Here is a 25119-nt window from a genome sequence, read left to right as displayed (position 1 = left end):
AAGGCAGTCTGCTTTATTGCTGCTGCTTTTAGTGATTTGTCTCAACCCTATTCATTGCCTTCATTCATCTTATCTGCGTCAATGGTACGCTGTCAGATGATTATAAAGATAACGGAGAAGCAACTTGAAAGATTTACTCGATATCATGCAAAGCCCTACCGGTAACGGTAACCAAGAGTTTGATAGCATTCAAATTACTTTAGCCTCACCTGACGTCATCAAGTCATGGTCGCACGGCGAAGTCAAAAAGCCTGAAACCATCAACTATCGCACGTTCAAGCCTGAGCGTGATGGTCTTTTTTGTGCCAAAATCTTTGGCCCAGTAAAAGACTTCGAATGTTTGTGTGGTAAATATAAGCGCCGTAAGTTCCAAGGCGTTATCTGCGAAAAATGTGGTGTTGAAGTTACCACTGCTAAAGTCCGTCGTGACCGCATGGGTCATATCGACCTAGCCAGTCCTGTGGCACATATTTGGTTCCTAAAATCATTACCAAGCCGCATCGGTCTATTGCTAGACATGACGCTACGTGATATCGAGCGCGTTCTATATTTTGAAAGCTATATCGTTACTGAGCCTGGTCTAACTAGCTTAGAAAAGTACCAGTTGCTTGATGATGAAGATTATTACAAAGCGCTTGAAGAGTTTGGTGATGAGTTCACAGCCAAGATGGGTGCTGAAGCAGTTCAAGACCTATTAAAAGATATCGATATCGATCTCGAAATTGATGAGCTACGTGAAGCGATTCCACAAACTGGTTCTGAGACTAAGCTTAAGAAAATGTCTAAGCGTCTCAAATTATTAGAAGCATTCCGTGATTCTAATAACAAGCCTGAGTGGATGGTAATGAACATCTTACCAGTACTACCACCAGATTTGCGTCCTCTAGTACCGCTAGAAGGCGGCCGTTTTGCGACGTCAGATCTAAACGATCTATATCGCCGCGTGATCAACCGTAACAACCGTCTTAAGCGTCTGCTTGAGCTAAGCGCCCCTGATATCATCGTACGTAACGAAAAGCGTATGTTGCAAGAGTCAGTAGATGCGTTGCTTGATAACGGTCGTCGCGGTCGTGCCATCACTGGTAGTAACAAACGTCCATTGAAATCTTTGGCAGATATGATCAAAGGTAAGCAAGGTCGTTTCCGTCAGAACTTACTTGGTAAGCGTGTCGATTACTCTGGTCGTTCGGTTATCGTTGTAGGTCCAACACTACGTCTACATCAGTGTGGTCTACCTAAGAAAATGGCACTAGAATTATTCAAGCCATTTACTTATAACAAACTATTGTCTCATGGTTTGGCGACTACGATTAAAGCTGCCAAAAAGATGGTAGAGCGTGAAGAGCCACAAGTGTGGGATATGCTGGCCATGGTTATCCGTGAGCATCCAGTACTTCTTAACCGTGCGCCAACACTTCACCGTTTGGGTCTACAGGCATTTGAGCCCGTATTGATCGAAGGTAAAGCTATCCAATTGCATCCGCTTGTTTGTACTGCATTCAACGCCGATTTCGATGGTGACCAAATGGCCGTTCACGTGCCATTGACGCTAGAAGCACAGCTTGAATCACGTGCCTTGATGATGTCTACCAACAACATCTTGTCACCTGCGAACGGTGATCCGATCATCGTACCATCTCAGGATGTTGTACTAGGTCTATATTACATCAGTCGCTCATCTATTAATGCCAAAGGCGAGAGCATGATTTTTGCTACCGTTAATGAAGCATTACGTGCAATTGGTTCAAACGATCTACATGTAAACGCTAAGATCAAAGTGCGTGTTACTGAAACGCAAATTGACGAAGACGGTAACGAGACCAAAGAAATCAGTATCAAAGATACGGTTGCTGGTCGTCTACTTATCTGGAACATCATGCCTAAAGGTATGACGTTTGATGAGTGTAACCAAGAGATGACGAAGAAAAACATCTCTCGTTTGATTAACTCTTGCTACCGTAAAGTCGGCGTAAAAGAAAGTGTTATGTTTGCTGACCAATTGATGTATCTTGGTTTTGCTCAAGCAACGCTATCTGGTGTGTCTATCGGTATCGATGACATGGTCATTCCACCACTTAAGAAGCAAATCATCGAAGTGGCAGAAGGCGAAGTTCGCGAAATCGAAGATCAGTTCGAGCAAGGTTTCGTAACTGCTGGTGAGCGTTATAACAAAGTAGTTGATATCTGGTCACGTACCAACGACAAAGTCGCTAAAGCGATGATGGACAACTTGGCAACAGATAAAGTTATTAACGCACAAGGTGAAGAAGACGAGCAGAAGTCATTCAACTCTATCTTTATCATGTCAGATTCTGGTGCTCGTGGTAGTGCGGCACAGATTCGTCAGTTGGCTGGTATGCGTGGTTTGATGGCAAAACCAGATGGCTCAATCATTGAGACGCCGATTAAAGCTAACTTCCGTGAAGGTTTGACAGTACTACAGTACTTCATCTCAACTCACGGTGCACGTAAAGGTCTAGCGGATACAGCACTAAAAACAGCTAACTCAGGTTACCTAACTCGTCGTCTGGTTGATGTGGCGCAAGATTTGGTTATCACTAGTGATGACTGTGGTACTGAAGAAGGCCTACTCATGAAACCACATATCCAAGGTGGTGAAATCATTGAGAAGCTAGGTGAGCTAGTACTGGGTCGTGTGACTGCTCGTGATGTGACGTATAACGATGATGCTGATAAAGTATTGGTTCCAGCTGGTACTTTGATTGATGAGTATTGGGTTAACGTCCTTGATAGCAATGCAATTGATGATATCTGGGTACGCTCAGTTATTACTTGTGATGTTGAGCATGGTGTTTGTTCACAGTGTTATGGTCGTGACCTTGCACGTGGTCATAAAGTGAACATCGGTGAGTCAGTTGGTGTTATGGCCGCTCAGTCTATCGGTGAGCCAGGTACTCAGTTAACCATGCGTACGTTCCACGTGGGCGGGGCAGCGAGCTCAGCCTCTGTGGACAACAGCATCTCTGTACGTAATGCTGGTCAAGCACACTTTGAAAACATGAAAACAGTACAGCATACCGATGGTCACTTAGTCATCGTATCGCGTTCAGCTGAAATCGCATTGACCGATGAGCTTGGCCGTGAGCGTGAGCGCTATAAAGTACCGTACGGTTCAAGCGTACTTGTGAAAGACGAAGAGCAAGTAGAAGGCGGTCAAACTATCGCTAAATGGGATCCGCATACGCATCCAATCATCACAGAATTTGCTGGTACCGCACGCTTCAGTGACATCACTGATGGTATGACTGCAACAGTGAAGGTTGATGATGCGACGGGTATGAGCTCATTTGAGATTCTAGCTACTCGTGACCGTTCAAGTTCAGCAAAAGACTTACGTCCTGCGATTATCTTGAACACTGACGAAGGCAAAGAAGTGGTTTACTTCTTACCAGCTGAAACTATCATCCGCGTAAGCGACGGTGAGAAAGTAGCAGCAGGTTCGATTCTAGGCCGTGTACCACAAGCGTCTTCTGGTACCAAAGATATTACCGGTGGTCTACCACGTGTTGCTGACTTGTTCGAAGCACGTCGTCCAAAAGATCACGCCATCATGGCAGAAATGACTGGTGTGGTAAGCTTTGGTAAAGAGACTAAAGGTAAGAACCGCTTCATTATTACTAATGAAGATGGTGAAGTACATGAAGAGCTAATCCCTAAATGGCGTCAAATCAACGTCTTTGAGAACGAGACGGTAGCACGTGGTGAAGTGATCGCTGATGGTCCACAAAACCCACATGATATCTTGCGTTTGAAAGGTCAGACTGCACTTGCTGATTATATCGTCAACGAAGTACAGGACGTATATCGCTTGCAAGGTGTAAAAATCAACGACAAGCACATCGAAGTTATCATTCGTCAGATGTTGCGTAAAGTTGAAATCACTGACGGCGGCGACTCAAGTCACTTCAAAGGTGATCAGGTCGAGTATGCAGATATCAAAGCATTGAATGCGAAGCTAGAAGCGGAAGATAAATTCCCAGTACAGTTTGAGCGTCAATTACTAGGTATCACCAAAGCAAGTCTAGCAACTGAAAGCTTTATCTCAGCGGCTTCTTTCCAGGAAACAACCCGTGTACTAACTGCGGCTGCTGTGACTGGTAAAGTGGATGAGCTACGTGGTCTGAAAGAAAACGTGGTTGTTGGTCGCTTGATTCCTGCAGGTACTGGTCTTGCTTATCATAAAGCACGTAAAGAGAAAGCAGATCAGAAGCTACAAGATAAAGATTTGAATGCAGCTTTTGATATGACTGCAAGCACTGATAGCAAAGACTTTGCAAGCTTCGATGAAGCCTTCGCTCAAGAGTTAAATCAAGATAATTAATCGTATTAAGTATTTTGATTCATTCTTAATTTGATAAAAAAGCCAGCCTAAGTTGCTGGCTTTTTTGTGCGTATAAAAAACTGAGAAAGGCATGGTGCTATTATCTAAAAAAATAGTACACTGGAAATATGCTCTAATTCACTACTCATAGAAGGATAATTAGCAAATGGCAGGTAAAACTCGCGTCGCCAAATATCAAGCAGATCGAACCAATCAAAAGTTATATTTTTGTCGTTTATCTTGCCAATCTGCAGGAAGTACCAATGATAAGCAGTTATATCAAGCCCATTGCGAAACCGCTATTTTTCATTTACATGGTGCGCTGCTGGCATTTATTCAGGAGTTGGGTCATTTCTATAGCTTAAATATGACGGCGCCAACTTTGCTCGATATTGAACAAGCATTGAGCGAGCGTACCCAAGTATCTCCTGAGATTCAGCGTTTGCAGCAATTACAGCAGCAAGGTTTTATTGCCAATATAGAGCGTGCTTATCAGCGTTGTCTTTATGCAGTACCGCCAGATACTATCGTCGATGAAGCGCCAAGCAGTCATTCAGCGTCGCCAGACTTGATTGTCAATGTCGTCACCTTATCCAATCAATGGCTGCCTGATGAAGCAACGATACGGGAATGGCGTAATCAGCTCTTAGAGTTAATTGAACAACTGCGTGCAGGTATGGTCGAGTTCTAATAGGAAGTAAACTAGAAGATTTATTCTGTGATCGCTATTTATTGAACCATTTAAAAGTATGATTAAGTAGGGTAGATCATAGTCTAAAGCGCATAAAAAAGGCTTATCCAGTCATTACTGAATAAGCCTTTTTCTTATTAATTAAGAACTGTCTTGTTTATCACTTTGGCATCGGTGGCATACTTTCAACGGGTGTCACTGTTAATGGATTTTCTGGTACGCTGTCGCCACGACGATTGCTACTTGGTTTCGTTGATGGTGGAGTGCTCGTCTCTTCAGTAGGCTCTGGAGCCGAAGGCTTACGCTGCTGGGTCTGAGTCTTGACTGGTTTTGCTGATTTATTGGCATCATCGTTAACTAGGATGCCATCATCAGTCATCTCTATGATGCTTTGTTGTTGTTTTCTGGATTTTGAGCGATTGTTGATAGATACCCATTGGCTTGGCGTGTCTTTCAGCTGAGCTTTCATAAAGTCCATCCAGACTGGCAGTGCTGCCACACCACCATATTCACGGCGGCCCATAGTAGATGGTTGATCGAATCCCATCCATACTACTGTCGCATTGGTAGGATGAAATCCTGCAAACCATGCATCTTTGGCCTGATTGGTAGTACCAGTTTTGCCACCGATATCATCACGTCCTAATGCCTTTGCTCTTACCGCTGTACCGCGTTGGACTACATCGCGTAGTATATCGGCCATCTCAAAAGCGACTCTAGGTTGCAGTATACGCGGTGCTTGTTTGGCTCTTACATATTGTACGGCAGGTGCTTTCAGGCGGTCTGATTGTGGACCTGCGTTATATACCTTTAAATCAAGCTCTTTATCTGTTGTTTCGCTATCATCATTACCTTCTAATGATGAATTATCGGTAGTTATTTCATTAGTACTATCATCAAGCGCTTCAATTGACTTCTCATACTCTTCAACTAAGCTGCTATTAACCTTTTCAAGTTTTTCGTTAAAGCATAGTGCACATGCTTGACGTGGATTTGCCTGAAACAACAGCTCGTTTTTATAATTGTAAATTTGTTCAATAAAGTAAGGTTGGACACGATGACCACCATTCGCGAAAGTTGAGTAAGCCGTGGCCATTTGTAACGGTGTGGCTTGTCCGGCTCCAAGTGCTAATGATAATGTTGTTGGCAGCTTTTCTTTATCAAGGCCAAATTCATCTAATAGGTTGCGCGTACTTGAGATACCGATAGCTTGTAACAAGCGAATAGATACGAGGTTACGCGACAAATATAAACCACGACGTAAAGTGATATCACCTAAAAAACGTTCATCAGAGTTTTTGGGTTTCCAGTCACCTACTTGGATAGCTTTATCAGACACTATGGTATCTGGGCGATAACCTTTTTCTAAAGCAGCCGTATAAACAAGTGGTTTAATGGTTGAGCCAGGTTGACGCCAGCCTTGTAGAGCGCGGTTGAACTTACTGTGGTTAAAATCAAAGCCACCGACCAATGCATTTACAGCACCAGTCTCTGGATTCAACGAGACCAAACTTCCTTGAATTTTAGGTATTTGACCTAATTGCCAGTTGCCATTAGCCGTAGGTATCACACGAACAATATCGTTCTTCTTAACGACTTGACTGGCATTACTAGGGTAATAACCAATACGGTCAGCAGAAATATACTTACGTGCCCAACTCATACCAGACCAGTTAACAGTCACTTCTTCACCGGATTGCAGGACTGCTTTAAAACTACGAGAGTTGACTTTAATTACTTTAGCAGGAGACATGTTGCTGTAGCGTTGGAAGTTTTCAAGAGGCTCATCATTTGCTTCAGCCCCACGCCAACCATGACGATGCTCGTAGGCAATCAAGCCTGTCACGATCGCTGCTTCTGCATCTGTTTGTGCTTCACTATCCACCGTGAGACGTACGCGCCACCCACCATGCATAACTTGATCGCCATAGCGTTCAACTAAAGAAGCTCGCGTCATTTCTGCCAAGTAAGGCATATTTACATCGAGCTTTTCTTTATATAGATTGATACCTATAGGAGAGTTGACCGCTTCGTCATACTGAGCTTTGGTAATATAGCCAAGCTCGTGCATGCGTCCAACAATCCAATTACGGCGAGTCAATGCACGACTAGGATTGGCAACAGGGTTGTATTTAGAGGGGGCTTTTGGTAGACCTGCTAACATCGCCATTTCAGCAATAGTTAGGTTATCCAACGACTTGCTATAGTATTTTTTAGCTGCAGCACGGATACCATAAGCACCTTCACCTAAATAAATTTTATTGACATACAGTGTCAAAATATCATTTTTGCTCAGCTCGTCTTCAATTTTACGCGCTAAAAATAATTCTGTTAGTTTGCGGTTTAAAGTACGTTCCGGACTCAAGAAGTAATTCTTAGCGACCTGCATAGTAATAGTAGAGCCACCCGTCTGACCATCATCGTCAGTGACTGCCTCGGTGACAGCGCGACCAAGACCTTTAATACTAATTCCGCTGTGCTGAAAAAAAGAAGCATCTTCGGCTGCTAAAAAAGCATGGGTTAAATCTTCAGGAATTTCGTCAAAACTAACTGGTAAAGATAAACGATTGCCATATTGGCCAATCAATTTATCATCACTACTATAAATCTGTAATGGCATTTCTAGTTTAGCTGTTTTAATCTCTTGCGTACTAGGTAGGGTCGGCGACAAATACATCGCCATTCCATAAAAACCAATAGGTACAGCAAGTGCTAGAACAACTGCCAATGCTAGGCAAGCGATAAAGAGTCCCACCAAAAAGCGAATGAGACGAGCGGTAGCATTTTTTTTGGCCATAATAAGACTTATTAGTTAGAATTTGTAGCAGACAATATTATTATACATTGAACAAAATAGGCAGGTCATGATAAATGTGTAAGTTGGCCTTAATATATTTTTAAATGCTTGAATCTATCAATTAAGTAAAGTATTGTATTGAATTATTACAAATAACTACTAAATTGTACACTTAATATAAGGTATGGAGCTAGTGAGGCTATTTACTTCCAAAAGTCGACAGTTGATTGGCGTGGATATTTGTGCCACCTCAGTAAAGTTGGTTGACATACAGCGCCAACAAGGCATGTTTCATCTAAAATCTTATGGTATAGAACGACTACCGGAAGGAATCGTTGTCGATAAAATTCTAGTAGATACAGAAGCGGCTGGTAATATTATAGCGAGTTTGGCTAGGCGCTGCCAAGTAGCAGGTAGTAATGCAGCCGCAGCAGTCTCAGGTTCTGCAGTGATTACTAAAATCATAGACATGGAGATGGCACTGAGCGATGTTGAGCGCGAAGCTCAAATACGTTTGGATGCTGATCAATATGTGCCTTACCCATTAGAAGATGTCAATCTAGACTTTGAAGTCATGGGACCATCATTGGTTGGTGAAGATATGGTTCAGGTTCTGCTAGCTGCCTCTCGCTCAGAAAACGTAGATCAGCGTGTTGATGCTTTAGCATTTGGTGGACTGCAAACAAAAGTGATGGATATCGAGTCGCATGCTATCGAACGTGCCTTTGGATTAATGGTAGACAGTTTACCAAGTATGCCAGAGCTGGTGGCTTTAGTAGATATAGGGCACAATCAAACCACACTTTATATTGCTAAAAATGGAGAATTTATCTATAGCCGTGAGCAGTTATTTGGTGGTATCCAATTAACCGAAGCGATCCAAAATCGTTATGGATTATCAGCAGAAGAGGCTACTATTAGTAAGCGTGAACGTATCTTGCCTGATGACTATTACCCTGAAGTGCTAAATCCTTTTATAGAAAATACTATTCAGCAAATCACTCGTTCTTTGCAGTTTTACTTTTCATCAAGTCAGTACAGTAGTATCGATCATCTGGTGCTCGCAGGAGGAAGCAGTTCTATTGCAGGTCTCGCAGGCATGGCACAACAAAAATTAGGAGTGACTGTCAGCATTGCCAATCCATTTACTAATATGACGATCGCACCGAGTATCGATAATGGGCAGTTGGCTGTTGATGCGCCAAGCTTAATGGCGGCATGCGGTCTTGCGTTAAGGAGCTTTGACTAATGGCTCGTATTAACCTTTTACCTTGGCGACAAGAAGAGCGCGAACGCCGCAATAAAGAGTTTATATCTCTAATAGTAGCAATCACATTGCTAACGCTATTAACGGCTTTTGCTTCGTGGAGCTATTTTAACAATGAGCTTGATGAGCAGCTTGATGCTAATGCCTTGATCGAAGGAGAAAATGCTCGTTTAGATATTGCATTAACTGAAATTGACAGCTTAGAGCAGCGCCGTGAAGATATTATTTCACGTATGCAAGTCATTCAAGACTTGCAGGGTCGCCGTCCTGTTCCAGTACGCTTGTGGGATGATCTTGCTAGAGCCATTCCTCCTGCGCTCTATTTAAACAATCTAAAACGTGAAGGTGACACCTTAACGTTGACCGGCCTTGCTGATAATCCAAATATTGTGTCGAGCTTGATTCGCAATTTAGATAGTAGCAAATGGATGGGTAATTCAGCAGTTAGTAATATCCAGCAGAACATTACTGCTTACGAGCCGGCCCCTCCATTGAACAATACTGTCCCTACTGGCGAACAGCCACGCCCAGTGTATCCTGAAGACAGTTATGTACAGTTTGTGGTAACGACAAAAGTGGAATCAGAGACACCTGTCCCTGCTGAAGACGGTCTGGGAGGGGAGTTATGAAGCTTGTTCGAAAAAAAAATCTCATTAAAATCAAAAAAAGTACTCTAAAAACAAGGAAACCGTTCGATCTGAATGAGTTTCGCCGCAGCTTCGAGTCATTAGATTCAGAAAACTACGGTAGCTGGCCTGTACCTGTTAAGGTGACAGTGATCGGTCTCATTATTGCCTTTATCGCAGCATTATCGTGGGCACTACCGATAAGTAGCAAGATCGATGAAATTAACGCTGCTGAAAGTCAGCAACAGACTTTGCTAGATAGTTACCGTGAAAAAGAATCGCGCGCGCGTCACTTAAAAGCTTATCAAGCACAAGTGGTTCAAATGGAAACTGAGTTTAATACTCTATTAGATCAGTTACCCAAAGATACTCGTGTGTCAGAGCTGGTAGAAGGTATCAATATGACAGGTGTGGGTAGTAATATTCGTTTTCAAGATATTTCAGTAGAACCTGAGATTGAAAACGAGTTCTTTATTGAGCAGCCAATTCGTATCGCAGCTTTGGGTGAGTATCATCAGTTTGGTAGCTTTATCAGTGGTCTTGCCGCACTTCCTCGAATTATTACGATGCATGATTTTGAAGTCAGCAATCCACAGCCTACTTTGGATGTTTTGCCAGAGCTTAATTTAGTCTTACAAACTAAGACTTATCGCTCTAAAGAAGCGGCTCCTGAAGGTGATGAAGCCGTTGCAACTGATGCAAATACAGGAGGCAACTAATGAGCATGCAAAAAATGCCCATCCTGTTGGCTTTAGGTATTGCAGCGACATCTATGACTGGCTGTACTGATCGCATCGGTATGGCAGAGCAAGCGATGACTGACATCCGTAACCAGCCCGCTCAACCTATCGAACCACCGCCCAAAGCTGAATTAGTAGAAGATTTTGTCTATAGTGCAAGCTCACAGCGTAGCCCATTTTTACCCCCGAGTTTGGTCAATGTAGAAGGTCCGACAACTTCTATCGATGGAGTGCGCCCAGATATTACACGTATAAAAGAGCCCCTTGAGCAGTATGAGCTATCGCAACTGATCTTCCGAGGGGTCGTTATTTCACCTGAAGGTCAGCGTTATGCCTTGGTACAACGTCCTGACGGTTCAGTTGCTAGTGTTAAAGTAGGCAATTATCTTGGATTGAATGATGGCCGTATTGTTGAAATCACGCCGACCCAGATTAACTTGATTGAAATTGTGCCAGACAGCCGCGCAGGGTTTGTAGAAAAGCCCCAGTCGCTAGTATCCCCTATAAGCTAAGTCGGCCGATTTTTTGAGGAACAAATAATGACAGTACGCAATAACAAGGTAAGGACAATGAGCAACCGTGTTTCTTCTGCTTTTGCTGTTTCAGCATTGGCGCTCAGTGTGGTGGCAGTAACTAGTAATGCTCACGCGGCTCAGCGCATCAATAATGTTTCTGTAGTACAGACAGCGCCAGCAGTGACACAAATGCGTCTAGGGTTTACAGGATTGCCAGTGTTGCCAGCCGCTTATCAATTGGATGATCCTAGTCGATTAGTACTAGATTTCGAACAAGTACAGAATGGGCTTGCTAGCCGTTTTAACGAATACAACATCGGTGCGATTAATGACGTTACTACGCTAAGTAGTGACAGTACCACGCGCCTCATTGTTGGTTTAAAAGAATCAGGAAATTATACGACAGCGATTGAAGGCAATGATTTATTGCTGACCATCACTGATCCTAATCGTCCCGTCATTACCAGCGACCCGATTCAAGATGTACTTAATAACAATAATAGTATGACAACGACTGCAGTCGTTACGCCTATTGTTGAGAGCTCTACTGTACCGGTAGCACCTGTACGTACTACGAGCAAGGTTGTCGTGAAGAACGAAGTACCAGCTGATACGATGGTGGTCAGAGTTAATCCTTTGTTAAATCCTCAACTTGCGTCTGCGCAAGTGAGTAAGCAGTATAGTTATGATGGTTTAAGTGCGGTCAATTTTTCGGCAGGCAGTGATGGTGGTGGCAATGTCAGCATGGTACTTGCCAACGAAGCTATTCCAGTAGACGTACAGCGCCAAGGCAATAAACTTGTTGTACGTCTAACAGGTAGTACAGTCCCTAGAAACTTACTACGTCGATTGAATATCAATAGTGGTCTTGTCAGTAGTATTGATACTAAAAACCAAGGACAGAATGGCGTCGTTACCATTAACATGAATGACGATTATGAGTATCAAGCCTACCAATCAGGTAACCAGTTAAATATCAGTATCAAGAAACCTGAATTGTTACGTGAGCCGACATTGGAAGAAAGAGTATATAGTGGCGAGCCGCTATCTATGGAGTTTCAGGACGTTGAAATCCGCAGCGTTTTAGATATTTTGGCTCAGTTTACTGAGATGAATATTGTGGCTAGTGACTCAGTCACTGGTAATATGACACTACGTTTGATCAATGTGCCTTGGGATCAAGCGCTTGACATCATTTTAAAGAGTAAAAACCTAGGCAAGCGTGAAAATGGTAATGTGATTTTGGTTGCGCCATCTACTGAGCTGGCTGAGCAAGAAGCACGAGAGCTTGAAGCGCAGCAAGCGGTTCAATCTTATGCACCCTTACGTACTGAATATATTCGTTTAAGCTATGCAAAAGCACAAGATGTCTTAACGCTTATTTCTCAAGGTAGCGGTGGCGGCTCCTCTAATAGCAATAGTAGCGGTCTATCAAATCGTGTCGAAGATAATAGTACCTTGTTATCAAATCGTGGTACGGTAACGGTTGATGAGCGTACCAATACGCTCATTATTAAAGATGTGGCAGACAGTATCGAAAACATCCACAAACTAATCAGCAAAATTGATATTCCTGTGCGTCAGGTAATGATCGAAGCACGTATCGTTAGTGCAACTGATAGCTTCAGTAAAGAGATTGGTGTTCGCTGGGGTATCTTGTCAAATGGTGCAGCCAACAACCGTAGTTTATTGGTTGGCGGTAGCGATCAGACGCTATGGGATTTGAAAGATTTTGATGTAGAGACGACGACGGTAAATGGTCAAACAGTCTCTTATCCTTCTTATGACATTAGTCGTCCTGATAACTTAAACGTTGATTTGGGAGTAGATAACCCTGCTGGACGTATTGCCTTTGGTTTGCTTGGTATATCTGATTTTATGCTCGATCTTGAGTTGTCAGCTTTGCAAGCAGATAACCGTGGTGAAGTTATTTCTACACCTAAGATTTTGACAGCGGATAAACAAACAGCCAAAGTATCATCGGGTACGCAGATTCCTTACCAAGAAGCATCGGCCAGTGGCGCAACTACAACCAGCTTCAAAGAGGCAGCTTTGAGCTTGGAAGCGACGCCAAATATCACGCCTGATGGTAAGATCGGCCTACAATTGGTAATTACCAATGGTACACCCACTATTATCAATAATCAGGTGGCTATCTCTGAAGACTCAATTTCAACCAATGTGATCATTGAAGATGGACAAACCATTGTGCTGGGCGGTGTCTTTAAAAATCGTACCAACAACGGTGTAGATAAGGTGCCCTTCCTAGGAGATTTACCTTATATTGGTCGTGCCTTCCGTCGTGACGTACGCAGCAATGACAAAGAAGAATTACTTATTTTTGTGACACCAAAGTTAATTAATGATGGTATCAGTCGTTTAAATTAATCTTAGGTGTTAAGATTTTTATCAAAAAAAGCAAGCCATAGTGCTTGCTTTTTTATGCGCGAAATTAGTAGTTTTCGAGTTGCAATATCTATGTATATACCGATGAATGGTGTGCTCTAAATTTTACTCACAATAATCACGGCTCATTACTAGCCAGAATAACCATGACGTTGTATCATACCTAATTTAGCTGAGTAAGTATTATGGGGCAGGAATTACCGTCGGTGTTTTTAGTGGGTCCGATGGGAGCAGGGAAGACGACAATCGGAAAACTGCTTGCCAAGCAGTTAGGTCGCACTTTTGTAGACAGTGATTGGTATATTGAATCACAGACAGGTGCCGACATTGCTTGGATATTTGCCAAAGAGGGTGAAGTAGGCTTCCGTGAGCGTGAAACGCGTGCCATTGATGAATTGACCCAAAACTCTCAAATCGTATTGGCGACCGGTGGCGGTGCAGTCATGTGTGCTGAAAACCGAGAGTTCCTAAAGCAGCGTGGCATCGTCGTTTATCTTAATGCACCTGTCGATGTACAGCTGGCACGTACTTCTAAAGACAAGTCTCGACCATTATTACAGCAGCCTAATCCTAGAAAAATACTGCAAGATCTGTACAGCACACGCGATCCACTCTATCGCCAAGTCGCACATATTATTATGCCTACTGGTCACACGTACCCACGCCATATGGTCAATCAATTGATGCAGCAGCTAGAATCATTCGTCGACTGCACTACGGACTCATCGGCGCACCAAGAAGATTAGTAATAGACTGGCAACTACGATTGATATGCAGACTCAATTACTTTTACCTTATCGAAAATGCTTTAGGAGTATCACATGGTAATGCCGTTTCATGATGGCCTAATAGTTCATACGCAAAGTCATGATTATCCAATCGTCATTACTGAACAATCTGCGACTGAACATAGTAGTATGGCGAAGCAAATCGCGCCTTATATTAGCGGTCGGCAGGTACTGATTGTTACCAACGATACAATTGCACCTTTATACTTAAAAGCATTAGAAGATGAGCTGGCAGAGCAGTTTGTGGTAAAGGTGTGCGTACTGCCAGATGGTGAACAATACAAAAATCAGGCAAGTATTGATCAGATTTATGATGCACTGATGACAGATCACTTCAATCGCGATGTGACACTTATTGCTCTTGGTGGTGGTGTAATCGGTGATATGACTGGTTTTGCTGCTGCTAGCTTTATGCGTGGTGTCAATTTTATTCAAATTCCAACGACGCTATTGTCACAAGTAGATTCTAGTGTTGGTGGTAAAACAGGTATCAATCATCCGCAAGGTAAGAATATGATTGGTGCTTTTTGGCAGCCGCAAATGGTACTTGCTGATATGAGTACGCTCAAAACATTACCTGCACGTGAGCTATCGGCTGGTGTGGCCGAGATTATTAAATATGCGCTTATCATGGATGAGGCGTTTTTAACATGGCTTGAAGTGAATTTGCCTGCAATGATGGCGCTTGATTTGGCAGTACTTGGTGAAGCTGTAAAGCGCTGCTGTCAGTACAAAGCCGACGTAGTGGCACAAGACGAAAGAGAATCAGGTGTGCGCGCGCTATTGAACTTTGGTCATACTTTTGGTCATGTGATTGAAACGCATGAAGGTTATGGTAATTGGTTACATGGTGAAGCGGTGGCTGCTGGCATGATGCAAGCTGCAGAGTTGTCTCAAAAGATTGGTTGGTTGAGCTATGATGAGGTTGCACGTATCAAGCACATTTTGACCCTAGCTAACTTACCGACTACACCGCCTACCATTGATGTACAAACTGCCATAAACTTGATGGGTCATGATAAAAAAGTGAAACACGGACAAATTCGTCTGATTTTGCTAACATCAATAGGTAGCGCGGTGCTCACCAATGACTACGATGATAAGTTGCTGTCAGAAGTATTGGCTCAGCATTGCGTATAACGTCTCAGAATTTTGGCGCTTATCCACTCACACTGAAATCTGTTATTTACGAAAAAATGCTTCATAGCACCTATACCTGAATGAACATTAATATAATGATGCTCACACATATATTTTTATCAAGGACATCGCCCATGGCACCATCAAAATCGACGCCGCGGACTGCCAGTCAGTCGTATAGTCGTCAAGCATTGATTTGGCTGATAGTGACACTTTTACTGGGCGTTGTTACTGCATTATTATGGATGCTCAGCCAAACACCAGCGATGGGTGCCAAAATTGAAAATGAACCCGTATCTGCGCCGAAAATGTTGGCCGATGAGTTTGAGCAACCACTGAAAGTTGAATCACTACATGAGCTAGATACTGATGTACAACCTATTAGTTTTGATGCGACTGTTAGGGATCTGCGCAACTATCCTGATGAGTTCAAAGACAAGCGCTATCTACTTGCTAATAAAGGCAAATGGACAGTACAGGTTATGAATGTCGCTGAAAATGAGGTGGTTGTCAGCTATCTAGAAGGCCGTAAAGATCGTGATAAGTTTGCGTATTTTCGCTATCTTGATGAAGAAAACCAGGTCCGCTACATGCTCACTTATGGGATTATGAGCAGTCCACAAGAAGCGGTTGGTGCAGCAAAGCTCATAGATTTTAAACTACCTGCCAACGTGCGTGTGTTGCCAGAAGAGATTAATCGGTATGTCAGTATTATTGATAATTATGAGCGTCCTGATCCAGTAAAAGATTTAAGTACAAAACGTACACGTGCCGTCGATTTGAAACCTACCAAGCGTGAGATACCAGTACGTCAAAAAACTCAGGAAGTGAATAATACGACCAGTGAGCAGTCAGACAGTAGTGTCTCTGATCGGAGTAGTCAGAATGTCGCTAGTAATAGTAGTACAGAGGAAAGCATCCGCCAGTCAGTAGATACCTCGGCTACGTTGTCTGTTACTGAAGAGCGTATTGTGGGTAATGAGTCACAATCAGCCCCTGAAGCAAGCGCCAAAAAAGAAGGAAATACAAATAAACCTAAGCCGGACAATAATAAGTCTGTCTCTGTAGAAACAGAAAATAGTAGTATAGTTAAGAAAACGCCAGTAGCTCCTACGCCAAAACCATCAAATACCAACAATGGGAATACGACTTCGAATAATAATGCCAGCTCTACTACTAAGTCATCCAATGCAAATTCTGCTAAGAACGGTGGGGATAGTATAAAGACGCTAATAGAAGATAAAAGCAACTAGCTGTTCTCTACTTAATTCATAAAACCCATTAGCCCTTTCGTTAGTGGGTTTTTTTAGCACAATACAAAATAGTTTTATCGTCACAATAAGTGGCAAGCTACTATTGCTAAGTATTATCAAAGCCTTTTGCTAAATGTCATTTATATAGTTTGCATTAAAATTTTAATAGCAGTTTTATTTGTCTCATAACCAATAGTAATAAGTCCTCTTACAATTTATGGCTGATGAATCGATAGAAAAGACTAGATTTTTCGACAATCATTAACTAATATAACTGTGGGCGACGTTCTGTATAGTTATCGTAAAAAATGTCTATTTAACAACTATTTAGTGGTTTTTTCTTAGTTTTTAGAGTTCTTTACTAAATATTATTGTCTCAAGCGCGGTTACTTACTATCTATAATAAGGTTATCGTAAGTGACGCAACCTCTCTTATTGTCACTCTTTTTAGGGTAAACAAAGTGCTTGAATACAGAGCGTCAGATATTCAAGATAAACAAGTGCACCGTTATTAAGTTATTGTATGCGTAGCGCTAAATGCTAAACATGACAACATAACAAATGATGCTTAAATGAACGGCATTAGATATCACTGATTGAGTAACTGGCATTTAAGGGCGTAGATTCTCCCGTTGCCAAGGGCTGCTACTTACTATCTTTTGATACACGGACCACATGTCAAGACATCAGCTAATGACCAGGAGGGTCAAGGGTTTTACTTTCTCTTAGAGTATGATGTCTATCGAGCATTGCACTATTTGCTAATTCGGACACACGAATATCCACTATCAGCCCGTTCTGCTTACGGGTACCAACTTATACTCCGCATTGGAAATGTAAGTTGCCCGTCTACTTAAAAGGACAAGCTATGTCAATGATTTCCTCACAAACACACCTGGCCACGCCAGATGATTTTTCTGATAATTGCGGTTTTGGCCTAATTGCCCATATTGAGGGTGAAGCGAGCCATGATTTGGTAAAAACTGCCATTCATAGTTTAAGTTGTATGACACATCGCGGCGGTGTTGCTGCTGACGGTAGAACTGGTGATGGTTGTGGCTTACTATTAGCGACGCCTATCGATTTCTTTAAACAGATTGCTGACGAGCAGCAATTTGCCATTACGGACAACTTTGCTGTCGGTATGGTGTTCGTGAATTTAGATAGCGTTAAAGCCAAGCATAGCCAACAAGTATTAAGCGATGAGATTACCGCCCAAGGATTAGAGGTGGCTGGCTGGCGTGATGTACCACTCGACTTGAGTATTGTTGGTGAGATTGGTCGTGAGACATTGCCAGACTTTAAGCAAGTGTTCGTTAATGCGCCAGATGACTTGGCAGCTGATGATTTCAACCGTAAGCTGTTTGTTGCACGTAAAAAAGCAGAGCAGCGTTTGACGGATGATGAGCTATTCTATGTATGCTCATTGAGTTGTCAGACCATTATTTATAAAGGCTTGGTAATGCCTTCAGACTTGCCAGCGTTTTTCTTGGATTTGCAAGATGAGCGTTTGGCGTCACATATCGTAGTATTCCATCAGCGCTTCTCAACCAACACCTTGCCGCGCTGGCCATTGGCACAGCCATTCCGTTATCTTGCGCACAATGGCGAGCTAAATACCATTACAGGTAACCGCAACTGGTCTAAAGCCCGTACGCCAAAGTTAAAATCAGACAAACTGCCTAACTTGAATGAGCTGACACCACTTGTAAATAGTACTGGTTCAGATTCATCTAGCCTAGATAACATGCTCGAAGTGCTTATGTCTGGTGGTATGAATCTGTTCCATGCGATGTCTATCTTGGTACCGCCAGCGTGGCAGAATGTTGATAGCATGGATATGGATCTACGTGCGTTTTATGAGTTTTACTCACAGCATATGGAAGCGTGGGACGGTCCAGCAGGTCTAGTCATTCAAGATGGACGCTATGCGGTCTGTATGCTCGATAGAAACGGTTTGCGCCCGTCACGTTGGGTAACCACCAAGAACGGCTATATCACTGTTGCATCAGAAGTGGGCGTTTGGGATTATGAGCCACAAGATGTATTGGCAAAAGGTCGTGTTGGACCTGGTCAAATGTTGGTTATTGATACGTTGACTGGTCAAATTCTAGATACGACAGCTATTGCAACTTTACTAAAAACGGCGCATCCATATCGTAAATGGTTGCGTGAAGAAGCGACGCGTGTCCGTGATGATGAACGTCTAGAAGAGACGTTGGCAACGCAAGCGTGCCGCGGTGATAAGCTAAAAGCGCTACAAAAGATGTATCACATCACCAATGAAGAGCGTACAGAAATCATTCGCCCTAACGCTGAAAACGGTCAAGAACCAGTCGGCTCAATGGGTGACGATACGCCAATGGCTGTACTGTCGCAGCAAATTCGCCATGTCGGTGACTTCTTCCGTCAACAGTTTGCACAGGTGACCAATCCGCCAATCGATCCATTACGTGAATCAATCGTGATGTCGTTGCAGACTTGCTTAGGCGCTGAAACTAACGTATTTGCGCCATCTGCAAGAGATGCTCATCGTATTATTTTGTCATCGCCAGTATTGTCAGCCAGTAAAATGCAGCAGCTTGAAACCTTGGATGATCCAGCGTTCAAGATGGCACGCATTGATCTGAATTATGACCGTACTCTAGAGCTATCTGATGCTATCGTCGCTATTTGTGAGCAAGTGGCAGATAAAATTCGCTCAGGTCATACGTTGATTGTCTTATCTGATAAAGATATCGATGCAGACAAAGTACCAGCCAACGCTATTATGGTTACTGGCGCTGTGCATCATTATCTAATCGCGCAAGGTATCCGTACCGACGCTAACTTAATCATTGAGACAGGCCTTGCCCGTGACTCGCATCAAATAGCAGTATTGATTGGCTTTGGTGCGACTTGTGTGTATCCATATCTGGCATATGATGTCATTGATGATTTGGTTGCGACTGGTGAGCTACTTGGTGACCCAATTCAAGCCCGTGTTAATTTCCGCAAAGGCTTGGATAAAGGTTTGCTAAAAATCTTATCAAAAATGGGTATATCTACCATTGTTTCTTATCGCGGTGCACAGTTGTTTGAAGCAGTAGGCCTCTCAGAAGAAGTCGTAAGCTTATGCTTTAAAGGCGTACAAAGTCGTATCAAAGGCGCTACCTTTGCAGACCTTGCTGCTGATCAAGCCCAATTGGCTGCCAACGCATTTAAGCGCCGTGCACCTCTAGATCAAGGTGGTCTGCTGAAGTTCGTCTTTAATAAAGAGTACCATGCCTTTAATCCTGATGTGATTAACAGCCTGCATACTGCAGTACGTACGGGTGATTACGATAATTATCGCAATTATGCTGATCTAGTTAATAGCCGTCCGGTCGCGACTTTACGTGACTTGTTGCAACTGAAAACCGACAACAGTATCGATGTCAATGAAGTAGAAGATATCTCTGAAATCTTGACGCGTTTTGATTCAGCTGGCATGTCACTAGGCGCGCTGTCTCCTGAGGCGCATGAGTCGATTGCGATGGCGATGAATACCATCGGTGGTCGCTCAAACTCTGGTGAAGGCGGTGAAGATCCTGCGCGTTATGGCACATTACGTAACTCAAAGATCAAGCAAGTTGCTTCTGGTCGTTTTGGGGTAACGCCTGCCTATCTTCGCTCCGCTGAAGTGATGCAGATTAAAGTAGCCCAAGGTGCCAAGCCTGGTGAAGGTGGGCAATTACCTGGTGGTAAAGTCAACGCGCTGATTGCACGTTTGCGTTATTCGGTGCCAGGTGTGACCTTGATTTCACCGCCGCCGCATCACGATATTTATTCTATCGAAGATTTGGCACAGCTGATTTTTGATTTAAAACAAGTCAATCCAGATGCATTGGTATCGGTTAAATTGGTCTCACGTCCAGGTGTTGGTACGATCGCGACAGGCGTTGCAAAAGCCTACGCCGATTTGATTACTATCTCGGGCTATGACGGTGGTACGGCAGCGTCTCCGCTATCGTCTATCCATCATGCAGGTTCGCCATGGGAGCTAGGTTTGGCTGAGACTCACCAGTCTCTACGAGTGAATGGGTTACGTGATAAGGTACGTGTCCAGACTGACGGTGGTCTAAAAACAGGACTGGATGTAGTAAAAGCTGCTATCTTGGGTGCAGAGAGCTTTGGCTTTGGTACCACGCCAATGATTGCAGTTGGTTGTAAGTACCTTCGTATCTGTCATTTAAATAACTGTCCAACAGGTGTTGCAACTCAAAAAGCCAAGCTGCGTGATGAGCATTTCATTGGTGAAGCAGAAATGTTGATTAACTTCTTTAAGTTTGTCGCAACTGAGACGCGTGAATGGTTGGCGGCGCTAGGTGTTCGTAGTATGGAAGAACTGGTCGGTCGTACTGACTTGCTTGATATTCTAGAAGGTAATACGGACAAGCAGCGTCATCTTGATTTAACGCCATTGCTATTTAGCCACCCAGCCAGCGTGGGCAAAGCACAAACTTGTCAGGTTGAGCGTAATGAGCCGTTTGATAAAGGCTTGCTTGCTGAGCAGATGATTAGCGATATGCTTGTGAACATTCGCAAAGGGGCGGGCGGCGACTATAGCTATTTCGTTGGTAACTGTGACCGCTCTATCGGTGCTCGTATTTCTGGTGAGATTGCGCAAGTCTGGGGCAACCTTGGCATGAGCGATATGCCAATTAAGCTTCGTCTAACTGGTACGGCAGGGCAAAGCCTAGGCGTGTGGAATGCTGGCGGCCTAAATATCGAGCTTGAAGGCGACGCCAACGACTATGTGGGTAAAGGTATGGCAGGCGGTGAGATTGTTATTTATCCGCCGAAAGACTCAAACTTTATAGCACAAGAAACGGCCATCATTGGTAATACCTGTCTCTATGGTGCAACTGGCGGTAAGCTATATGCTGCTGGTACTGCAGGTGAGCGTTTTGGCGTTCGTAACTCTGGTGCACACGTAGTCATCGAAGGCACAGGCGACCATTGCTGTGAATATATGACTGGCGGTATCGTCACGATTCTTGGTCGTACTGGACTCAACTTCGGTGCTGGTATGACGGGTGGTTTTGCGTATGTACTCGATATGGAAGGCGACTTCTTTGACCGTTGCAACCATGAGCTAATCGATCTAAACCGTATTTCAAGCGAGCAAACAGAAGAGCATCGCATTCATTTGCAACAAGTGATTGAAGCTCATGTAGATAAAACAGGCAGTGCATGGGGTCAGACAATTCTGAACGACTTTGAGCACTATGTTCGTAAGTTCTATTTGGTTAAGCCAAAAGCGGCGAACATTGCAAGCCTTCTTAAAACTACCATGGCCGACCCACAATAGCCGATACATGACTGTCTATCATATCAATGGAGTGCATTGATGGAGTGCATTGATGGATTGTATTGATGGATTGTATTGATGGATCGGCAGTCGCTTTGATTAGGTTAGCCAGCGTTCCGTTTTTAGAGACGTTTTAACTCACAGGTTTTCAGCAGGTACGTGACAGCAGCGATACATGTCTTAAATTTTAGACAAACCAAACATCGCTGACTGTCGCCACCCACTGCAAAAGAGCCTTATATAAAAGAGATAGCACCATGGCAAAACGCTTAGAAAATAACTTCCAGTTTTTAGATGTACCAAGATTTGATCCAACCAAAAAAGACATTGCAACGCGTTCAACAGAGTTTGTTGAAATTTATAAGCCTTTCGAAAACGAAGCCGTTGCTCAGCAAGCGCATCGCTGTCTTGAGTGTGGTAACCCGTACTGCGAGTGGAAATGTCCAGTACACAACTATATTCCTAACTGGCTAAAGTTGGCGACAGAAGGTCAGATATTTCAGGCAGCTGAATTGTGCCACCGTACCAATACCTTGCCTGAAGTGTGCGGACGAGTTTGCCCACAAGATCGCTTATGTGAAGGCGCTTGTACGCTAAATGATGGCTTTGGAGCAGTGACCATTGGTAATGTTGAAAAATATATCAACGATACCGCGTTTGCACTTGGCTGGCGCCCAGATATGTCTGAAGTCGTTTGGACAGATAAAAAAGTCGCTATCATTGGCGCAGGACCAGCGGGTCTGGGTTGCGCGGATATTTTGGTCAGAAATGGTGTCAAACCAGTCGTCTTTGATAAGCGTCCTGAGATTGGCGGCTTACTAACATTTGGTATCCCTGAGTTCAAAATGGAAAAAGATGTCATGCGCAACCGCCGTGTGATCTTTGAAGACATGGGTATCGAATTCCGTTTAGAGACAGAGATTGGCACAGACATCACCATTGATGAGCTATTGGCTGAGTATGACGCAGTGTTTATGGGTATGGGCACATACACCTATATGCGCGGCGGCTTTGCTGGTGAAGAGCTGACGGGCGTCTACGATGCACTAGATTACTTGATTGCTAATGTGAACCGTTGCAATGACTGGGAAAAAGACGCTGAAGAGTACATCGACTTTAAAGGTAAAAAGGTGGTGGTACTCGGTGGCGGCGACACAGCAATGGATTGTAACCGTACCAGTATCCGTCAAGGCGCCGAAAAAGTAGTTTGTGCCTATCGCCGTGACGAAGAAAACATGCCAGGTTCACGCCGTGAAGTGGTCAATGCTCGTGAGGAAGGTGTAGAGTTCTTATTTAACCGTCAGCCAACCGAAATCATCGGCTTAAACGGTAAAGTTAACGGTGTAAAAGTCGTCACTACTCAGCTGGGTGCACCAGACAACCGTGGTCGTCAACGCCCTGAACCAATTCCTAATTCTGAAGAGATTATCCCATGTGATGCAGTCATCATGGCATTTGGTTTTAGACCAAGTCCTGCTGATTGGTTTGAGTCTCAGCAAGTGGCGATGGACAGCTCTGGTCGCGTATTAGCAGCCGAAAAGCAAACCTTCAAATTCCAGACTCAGAATCCTAAAATCTTCGCTGGTGGCGATATGGTGCGCGGTTCTGACTTGGTTGTGACCGCGATTTGGGAAGGCCGCGAAGCTGCGGAAGGTATTCTAGACTACCTAGAAGTGTAATACGCTAGCGCAATAGACTGTTATTCATTAACACTGAAGCAGTTCTTGATAAGTAATTGTTGAATAATCTTCAATAGCGTAGATTTCAATATAGTGTGCTAGGATATTTTTTATAACGCCTTTTACCTGTGAATAATAGGTAAAAGGCGTTATTTTTTGCCCGTCATTTTGCTGATAGAATATCCATTTATACTTACCGCTAGTTATTGAGATTTTTTAATAATCCTTTACTAAAATATCTCATCTAAATCTTCCACCTAAAAAGAGTAGCCTTGCGTGAAACCCACCCTTTATCAGCGTATCACTGCTCCATTTATCGAACCCTATGTTCGCTACCAACATGCAGATATCCTACATGCCACCCGCCTAGGCACGGCTGTGATATTGGCTTTATTAGTCAATAAAATCACCAACCTTCCGCACGGTGAGTGGACAACCATCACAGTATTTATCATTTTAGGGTTATTGCAATACCAAGGCGCTATTTATACTAAGGCGAAAGAGCGCGTAATCGGTACTTTGTTAGGTATTGGTACTGCGCTTGGGGTGTTATGGTTTAATCAAAATGCAGGTGCATGGCTATGGGTAGACTATGCCCTCATTGGTCTGCTCAGTGGCATTATTGGCTATCTAGCCGTCAGACAGCTCGGGTATACAGGACTGTTAACGGGTATCACTATGTTGATGATTGTCTCTGATTTAGGCAATAATAGCATTGGTCAAGATGGTATCTACCGCGCCTTAAATATCTTACTGGGGACAGGCGTTTCGGTAGCAGTGACGCTAATTTTGCCGCTCAAATCAACGTTGATGTGGCGATTCTTATTGAGTAGTAACCTTGACGCTTGTAGTAGCCTCTATGCAGGCGTAGGTCATCATATTGACGCAACGGATGGAGTAGTGGACGACTCTGTTCAAAAGTTAAACCCAGTAGCCTTTCCTGTTAAGGAAGTACCTGTTGATAGAGCATTGGTCACAGCGTTACAGCAGATTAATAAACGTCTGCTAGCCGTGCGACCACATATCGCGGCGACAGCCAGTGAGTCAGGAATCGAAAAAGAAACGCTAGAGACGATTCAGCGTACGCATCGTAATATCATTGGGACGATTGATTTATTGTTAAGTGCGGCTCCGCGCTTGGCGAATATTGAGATTGATGAAGAAAACCATGTTTTATTGGTACATTATCAGCATGAGCTAACCCAAGCGATGCAGCATATGGCAGCGGTATTACGTAGTCCAAGTGATGAAGTATTTCGACCCATTACTCGTATTGCTGTCTCAGAGTATCCAAGCGTACAGCACCTAGCATTTGAGTGGCAGGGCTATTTCTGGTTGACTCAAACCTTGCAGACTCAATTGCAGCAGCTAAGTGATTTACTGCAAACATCGAAGCCTCATTGGTTTGCTGCATCTGGTCTGGGCTATCAGCGCCGCGAGCAGCGCCGGATGAAAGAGCAGGGCGGCGAGACGGATTTGCATTTATGACATACAAAAAAACGCTGACCATTTAGGATAAGCGTTTTTATTTTAAAAGACTACT

Annotated in this window: 14 protein-coding genes; 13 read left to right on the top strand and 1 reads right to left on the bottom strand. The window is 43.6% G+C overall.

Features of this window, described 5'->3' with window-relative positions; translation table 11 throughout:
* The first annotated feature begins 124 nt into the window (after positions 1 to 124).
* Positions 125 to 4342: a DNA-directed RNA polymerase subunit beta' gene (rpoC, locus tag DXK30_RS10365; protein ID WP_114701647.1), complete on the top strand. Its 4218-nt coding sequence runs from the start codon at positions 125 to 127 to the stop codon at positions 4340 to 4342.
* A 166-nt stretch (positions 4343 to 4508) separates the two neighbouring features.
* A complete protein-coding gene (locus tag DXK30_RS10360) occupies positions 4509 to 5033 on the top strand; it encodes a DUF6586 family protein (protein ID WP_114701646.1) in 525 nt (174 codons plus the stop codon).
* A gap of 160 nt (positions 5034 to 5193) precedes the next feature.
* Here DXK30_RS10360 and DXK30_RS10355 read toward each other — a convergent pair whose 3' ends face one another.
* Positions 5194 to 7830 carry a penicillin-binding protein 1A gene (locus DXK30_RS10355; protein ID WP_114701645.1) on the bottom strand — a complete coding sequence of 879 codons (2637 nt, stop codon included), beginning with the start codon at positions 7828 to 7830 and terminating at the stop codon, positions 5194 to 5196.
* 184 nt (positions 7831 to 8014) lie between these two features.
* On the opposite strand from DXK30_RS10355, the gene pilM reads away from it, so the two are divergent.
* The 11 genes from pilM (at position 8015) to DXK30_RS10300 (ending at position 25064) form a co-directional block, all read left to right on the top strand.
* Positions 8015 to 9079, top strand: coding sequence for a type IV pilus assembly protein PilM (gene pilM / locus DXK30_RS10350; RefSeq protein ID WP_201507813.1), 1065 nt, complete (start codon positions 8015 to 8017; stop codon positions 9077 to 9079).
* Entirely contained in the window at positions 9079 to 9726 is a 648-nt protein-coding gene (locus tag DXK30_RS10345) for a PilN domain-containing protein (RefSeq protein WP_114701644.1), read from the top strand. The genes pilM and DXK30_RS10345 overlap by 1 nt, the downstream gene beginning before the upstream one ends.
* Positions 9723 to 10442, top strand: coding sequence for a type IV pilus inner membrane component PilO (gene pilO, locus DXK30_RS10340; protein ID WP_114701643.1), 720 nt, complete (start codon positions 9723 to 9725; stop codon positions 10440 to 10442). The genes DXK30_RS10345 and pilO overlap by 4 nt, the downstream gene beginning before the upstream one ends.
* Positions 10442 to 10975, top strand: coding sequence for a pilus assembly protein PilP (locus DXK30_RS10335; protein WP_114701642.1), 534 nt, complete (start codon positions 10442 to 10444; stop codon positions 10973 to 10975). Before pilO ends, DXK30_RS10335 begins: the two co-directional genes overlap by 1 nt.
* Before the next feature lie 27 nt (positions 10976 to 11002).
* Positions 11003 to 13366: a type IV pilus secretin PilQ gene (gene pilQ / locus DXK30_RS10330; protein ID WP_114701641.1), complete on the top strand. Its 2364-nt coding sequence runs from the start codon at positions 11003 to 11005 to the stop codon at positions 13364 to 13366.
* Positions 13367 to 13569: 203 nt separating this feature from the next.
* A complete protein-coding gene (gene aroK / locus DXK30_RS10325) occupies positions 13570 to 14130 on the top strand; it encodes a shikimate kinase AroK (RefSeq protein WP_114701640.1) in 561 nt (186 codons plus the stop codon).
* A 75-nt stretch (positions 14131 to 14205) separates the two neighbouring features.
* Entirely contained in the window at positions 14206 to 15312 is a 1107-nt protein-coding gene (aroB, locus tag DXK30_RS10320) for a 3-dehydroquinate synthase (RefSeq protein WP_114701639.1), read from the top strand.
* 134 nt (positions 15313 to 15446) lie between these two features.
* Complete coding sequence (locus tag DXK30_RS10315) at positions 15447 to 16565, top strand: hypothetical protein (protein WP_114701638.1); 1119 nt, start codon at positions 15447 to 15449, stop codon at positions 16563 to 16565.
* A gap of 868 nt (positions 16566 to 17433) precedes the next feature.
* Complete coding sequence (gene gltB / locus DXK30_RS10310; protein WP_114701637.1) at positions 17434 to 21897, top strand: glutamate synthase large subunit; 4464 nt, start codon at positions 17434 to 17436, stop codon at positions 21895 to 21897.
* 257 nt (positions 21898 to 22154) lie between these two features.
* The gene (locus tag DXK30_RS10305; RefSeq protein WP_114701636.1) at positions 22155 to 23576 is read left to right on the top strand and encodes a glutamate synthase subunit beta; all 1422 of its coding nucleotides are present in this window, start codon (positions 22155 to 22157) and stop codon (positions 23574 to 23576) included.
* 276 nt (positions 23577 to 23852) lie between these two features.
* The gene (locus DXK30_RS10300; protein WP_114701635.1) at positions 23853 to 25064 is read left to right on the top strand and encodes an FUSC family protein; all 1212 of its coding nucleotides are present in this window, start codon (positions 23853 to 23855) and stop codon (positions 25062 to 25064) included.
* Positions 25065 to 25119 lie beyond the last annotated feature (55 nt).

The organism is Psychrobacter proteolyticus (assembly GCF_003350005.1).
GTDB classification, from domain to species: Bacteria; Pseudomonadota; Gammaproteobacteria; order Pseudomonadales; family Moraxellaceae; genus Psychrobacter; species Psychrobacter proteolyticus.
Note: the sequence above shows the minus strand (reverse complement) of the source record. Positions and strands in the feature narration are given on the sequence as shown.

Bases quoted from the DNA above. Each gene is read 5' to 3' on its own strand.
- DXK30_RS10305 (WP_114701636.1), top strand. From the start codon at position 22,155: ATGGCAAAACGCTTAGAAAATAACTTCCAGTTTTTAGATGTACCAAGA.
- DXK30_RS10345 (WP_114701644.1), top strand. From the start codon at position 9,079: ATGGCTCGTATTAACCTTTTACCTTGGCGACAAGAAGAGCGCGAACGC.
- gltB (WP_114701637.1), top strand. From the start codon at position 17,434: ATGTCAATGATTTCCTCACAAACACACCTGGCCACGCCAGATGATTTT.
- DXK30_RS10355 (WP_114701645.1), bottom strand. From the start codon at position 7,830: ATGGCCAAAAAAAATGCTACCGCTCGTCTCATTCGCTTTTTGGTGGGA.
- DXK30_RS10315 (WP_114701638.1), top strand. From the start codon at position 15,447: ATGGCACCATCAAAATCGACGCCGCGGACTGCCAGTCAGTCGTATAGT.
- pilQ (WP_114701641.1), top strand. From the start codon at position 11,003: ATGACAGTACGCAATAACAAGGTAAGGACAATGAGCAACCGTGTTTCT.
- aroK (WP_114701640.1), top strand. From the start codon at position 13,570: ATGGGGCAGGAATTACCGTCGGTGTTTTTAGTGGGTCCGATGGGAGCA.
- aroB (WP_114701639.1), top strand. From the start codon at position 14,206: ATGGTAATGCCGTTTCATGATGGCCTAATAGTTCATACGCAAAGTCAT.
- pilM (WP_201507813.1), top strand. From the start codon at position 8,015: ATGGAGCTAGTGAGGCTATTTACTTCCAAAAGTCGACAGTTGATTGGC.
- DXK30_RS10360 (WP_114701646.1), top strand. From the start codon at position 4,509: ATGGCAGGTAAAACTCGCGTCGCCAAATATCAAGCAGATCGAACCAAT.
- pilO (WP_114701643.1), top strand. From the start codon at position 9,723: ATGAAGCTTGTTCGAAAAAAAAATCTCATTAAAATCAAAAAAAGTACT.
- DXK30_RS10335 (WP_114701642.1), top strand. From the start codon at position 10,442: ATGAGCATGCAAAAAATGCCCATCCTGTTGGCTTTAGGTATTGCAGCG.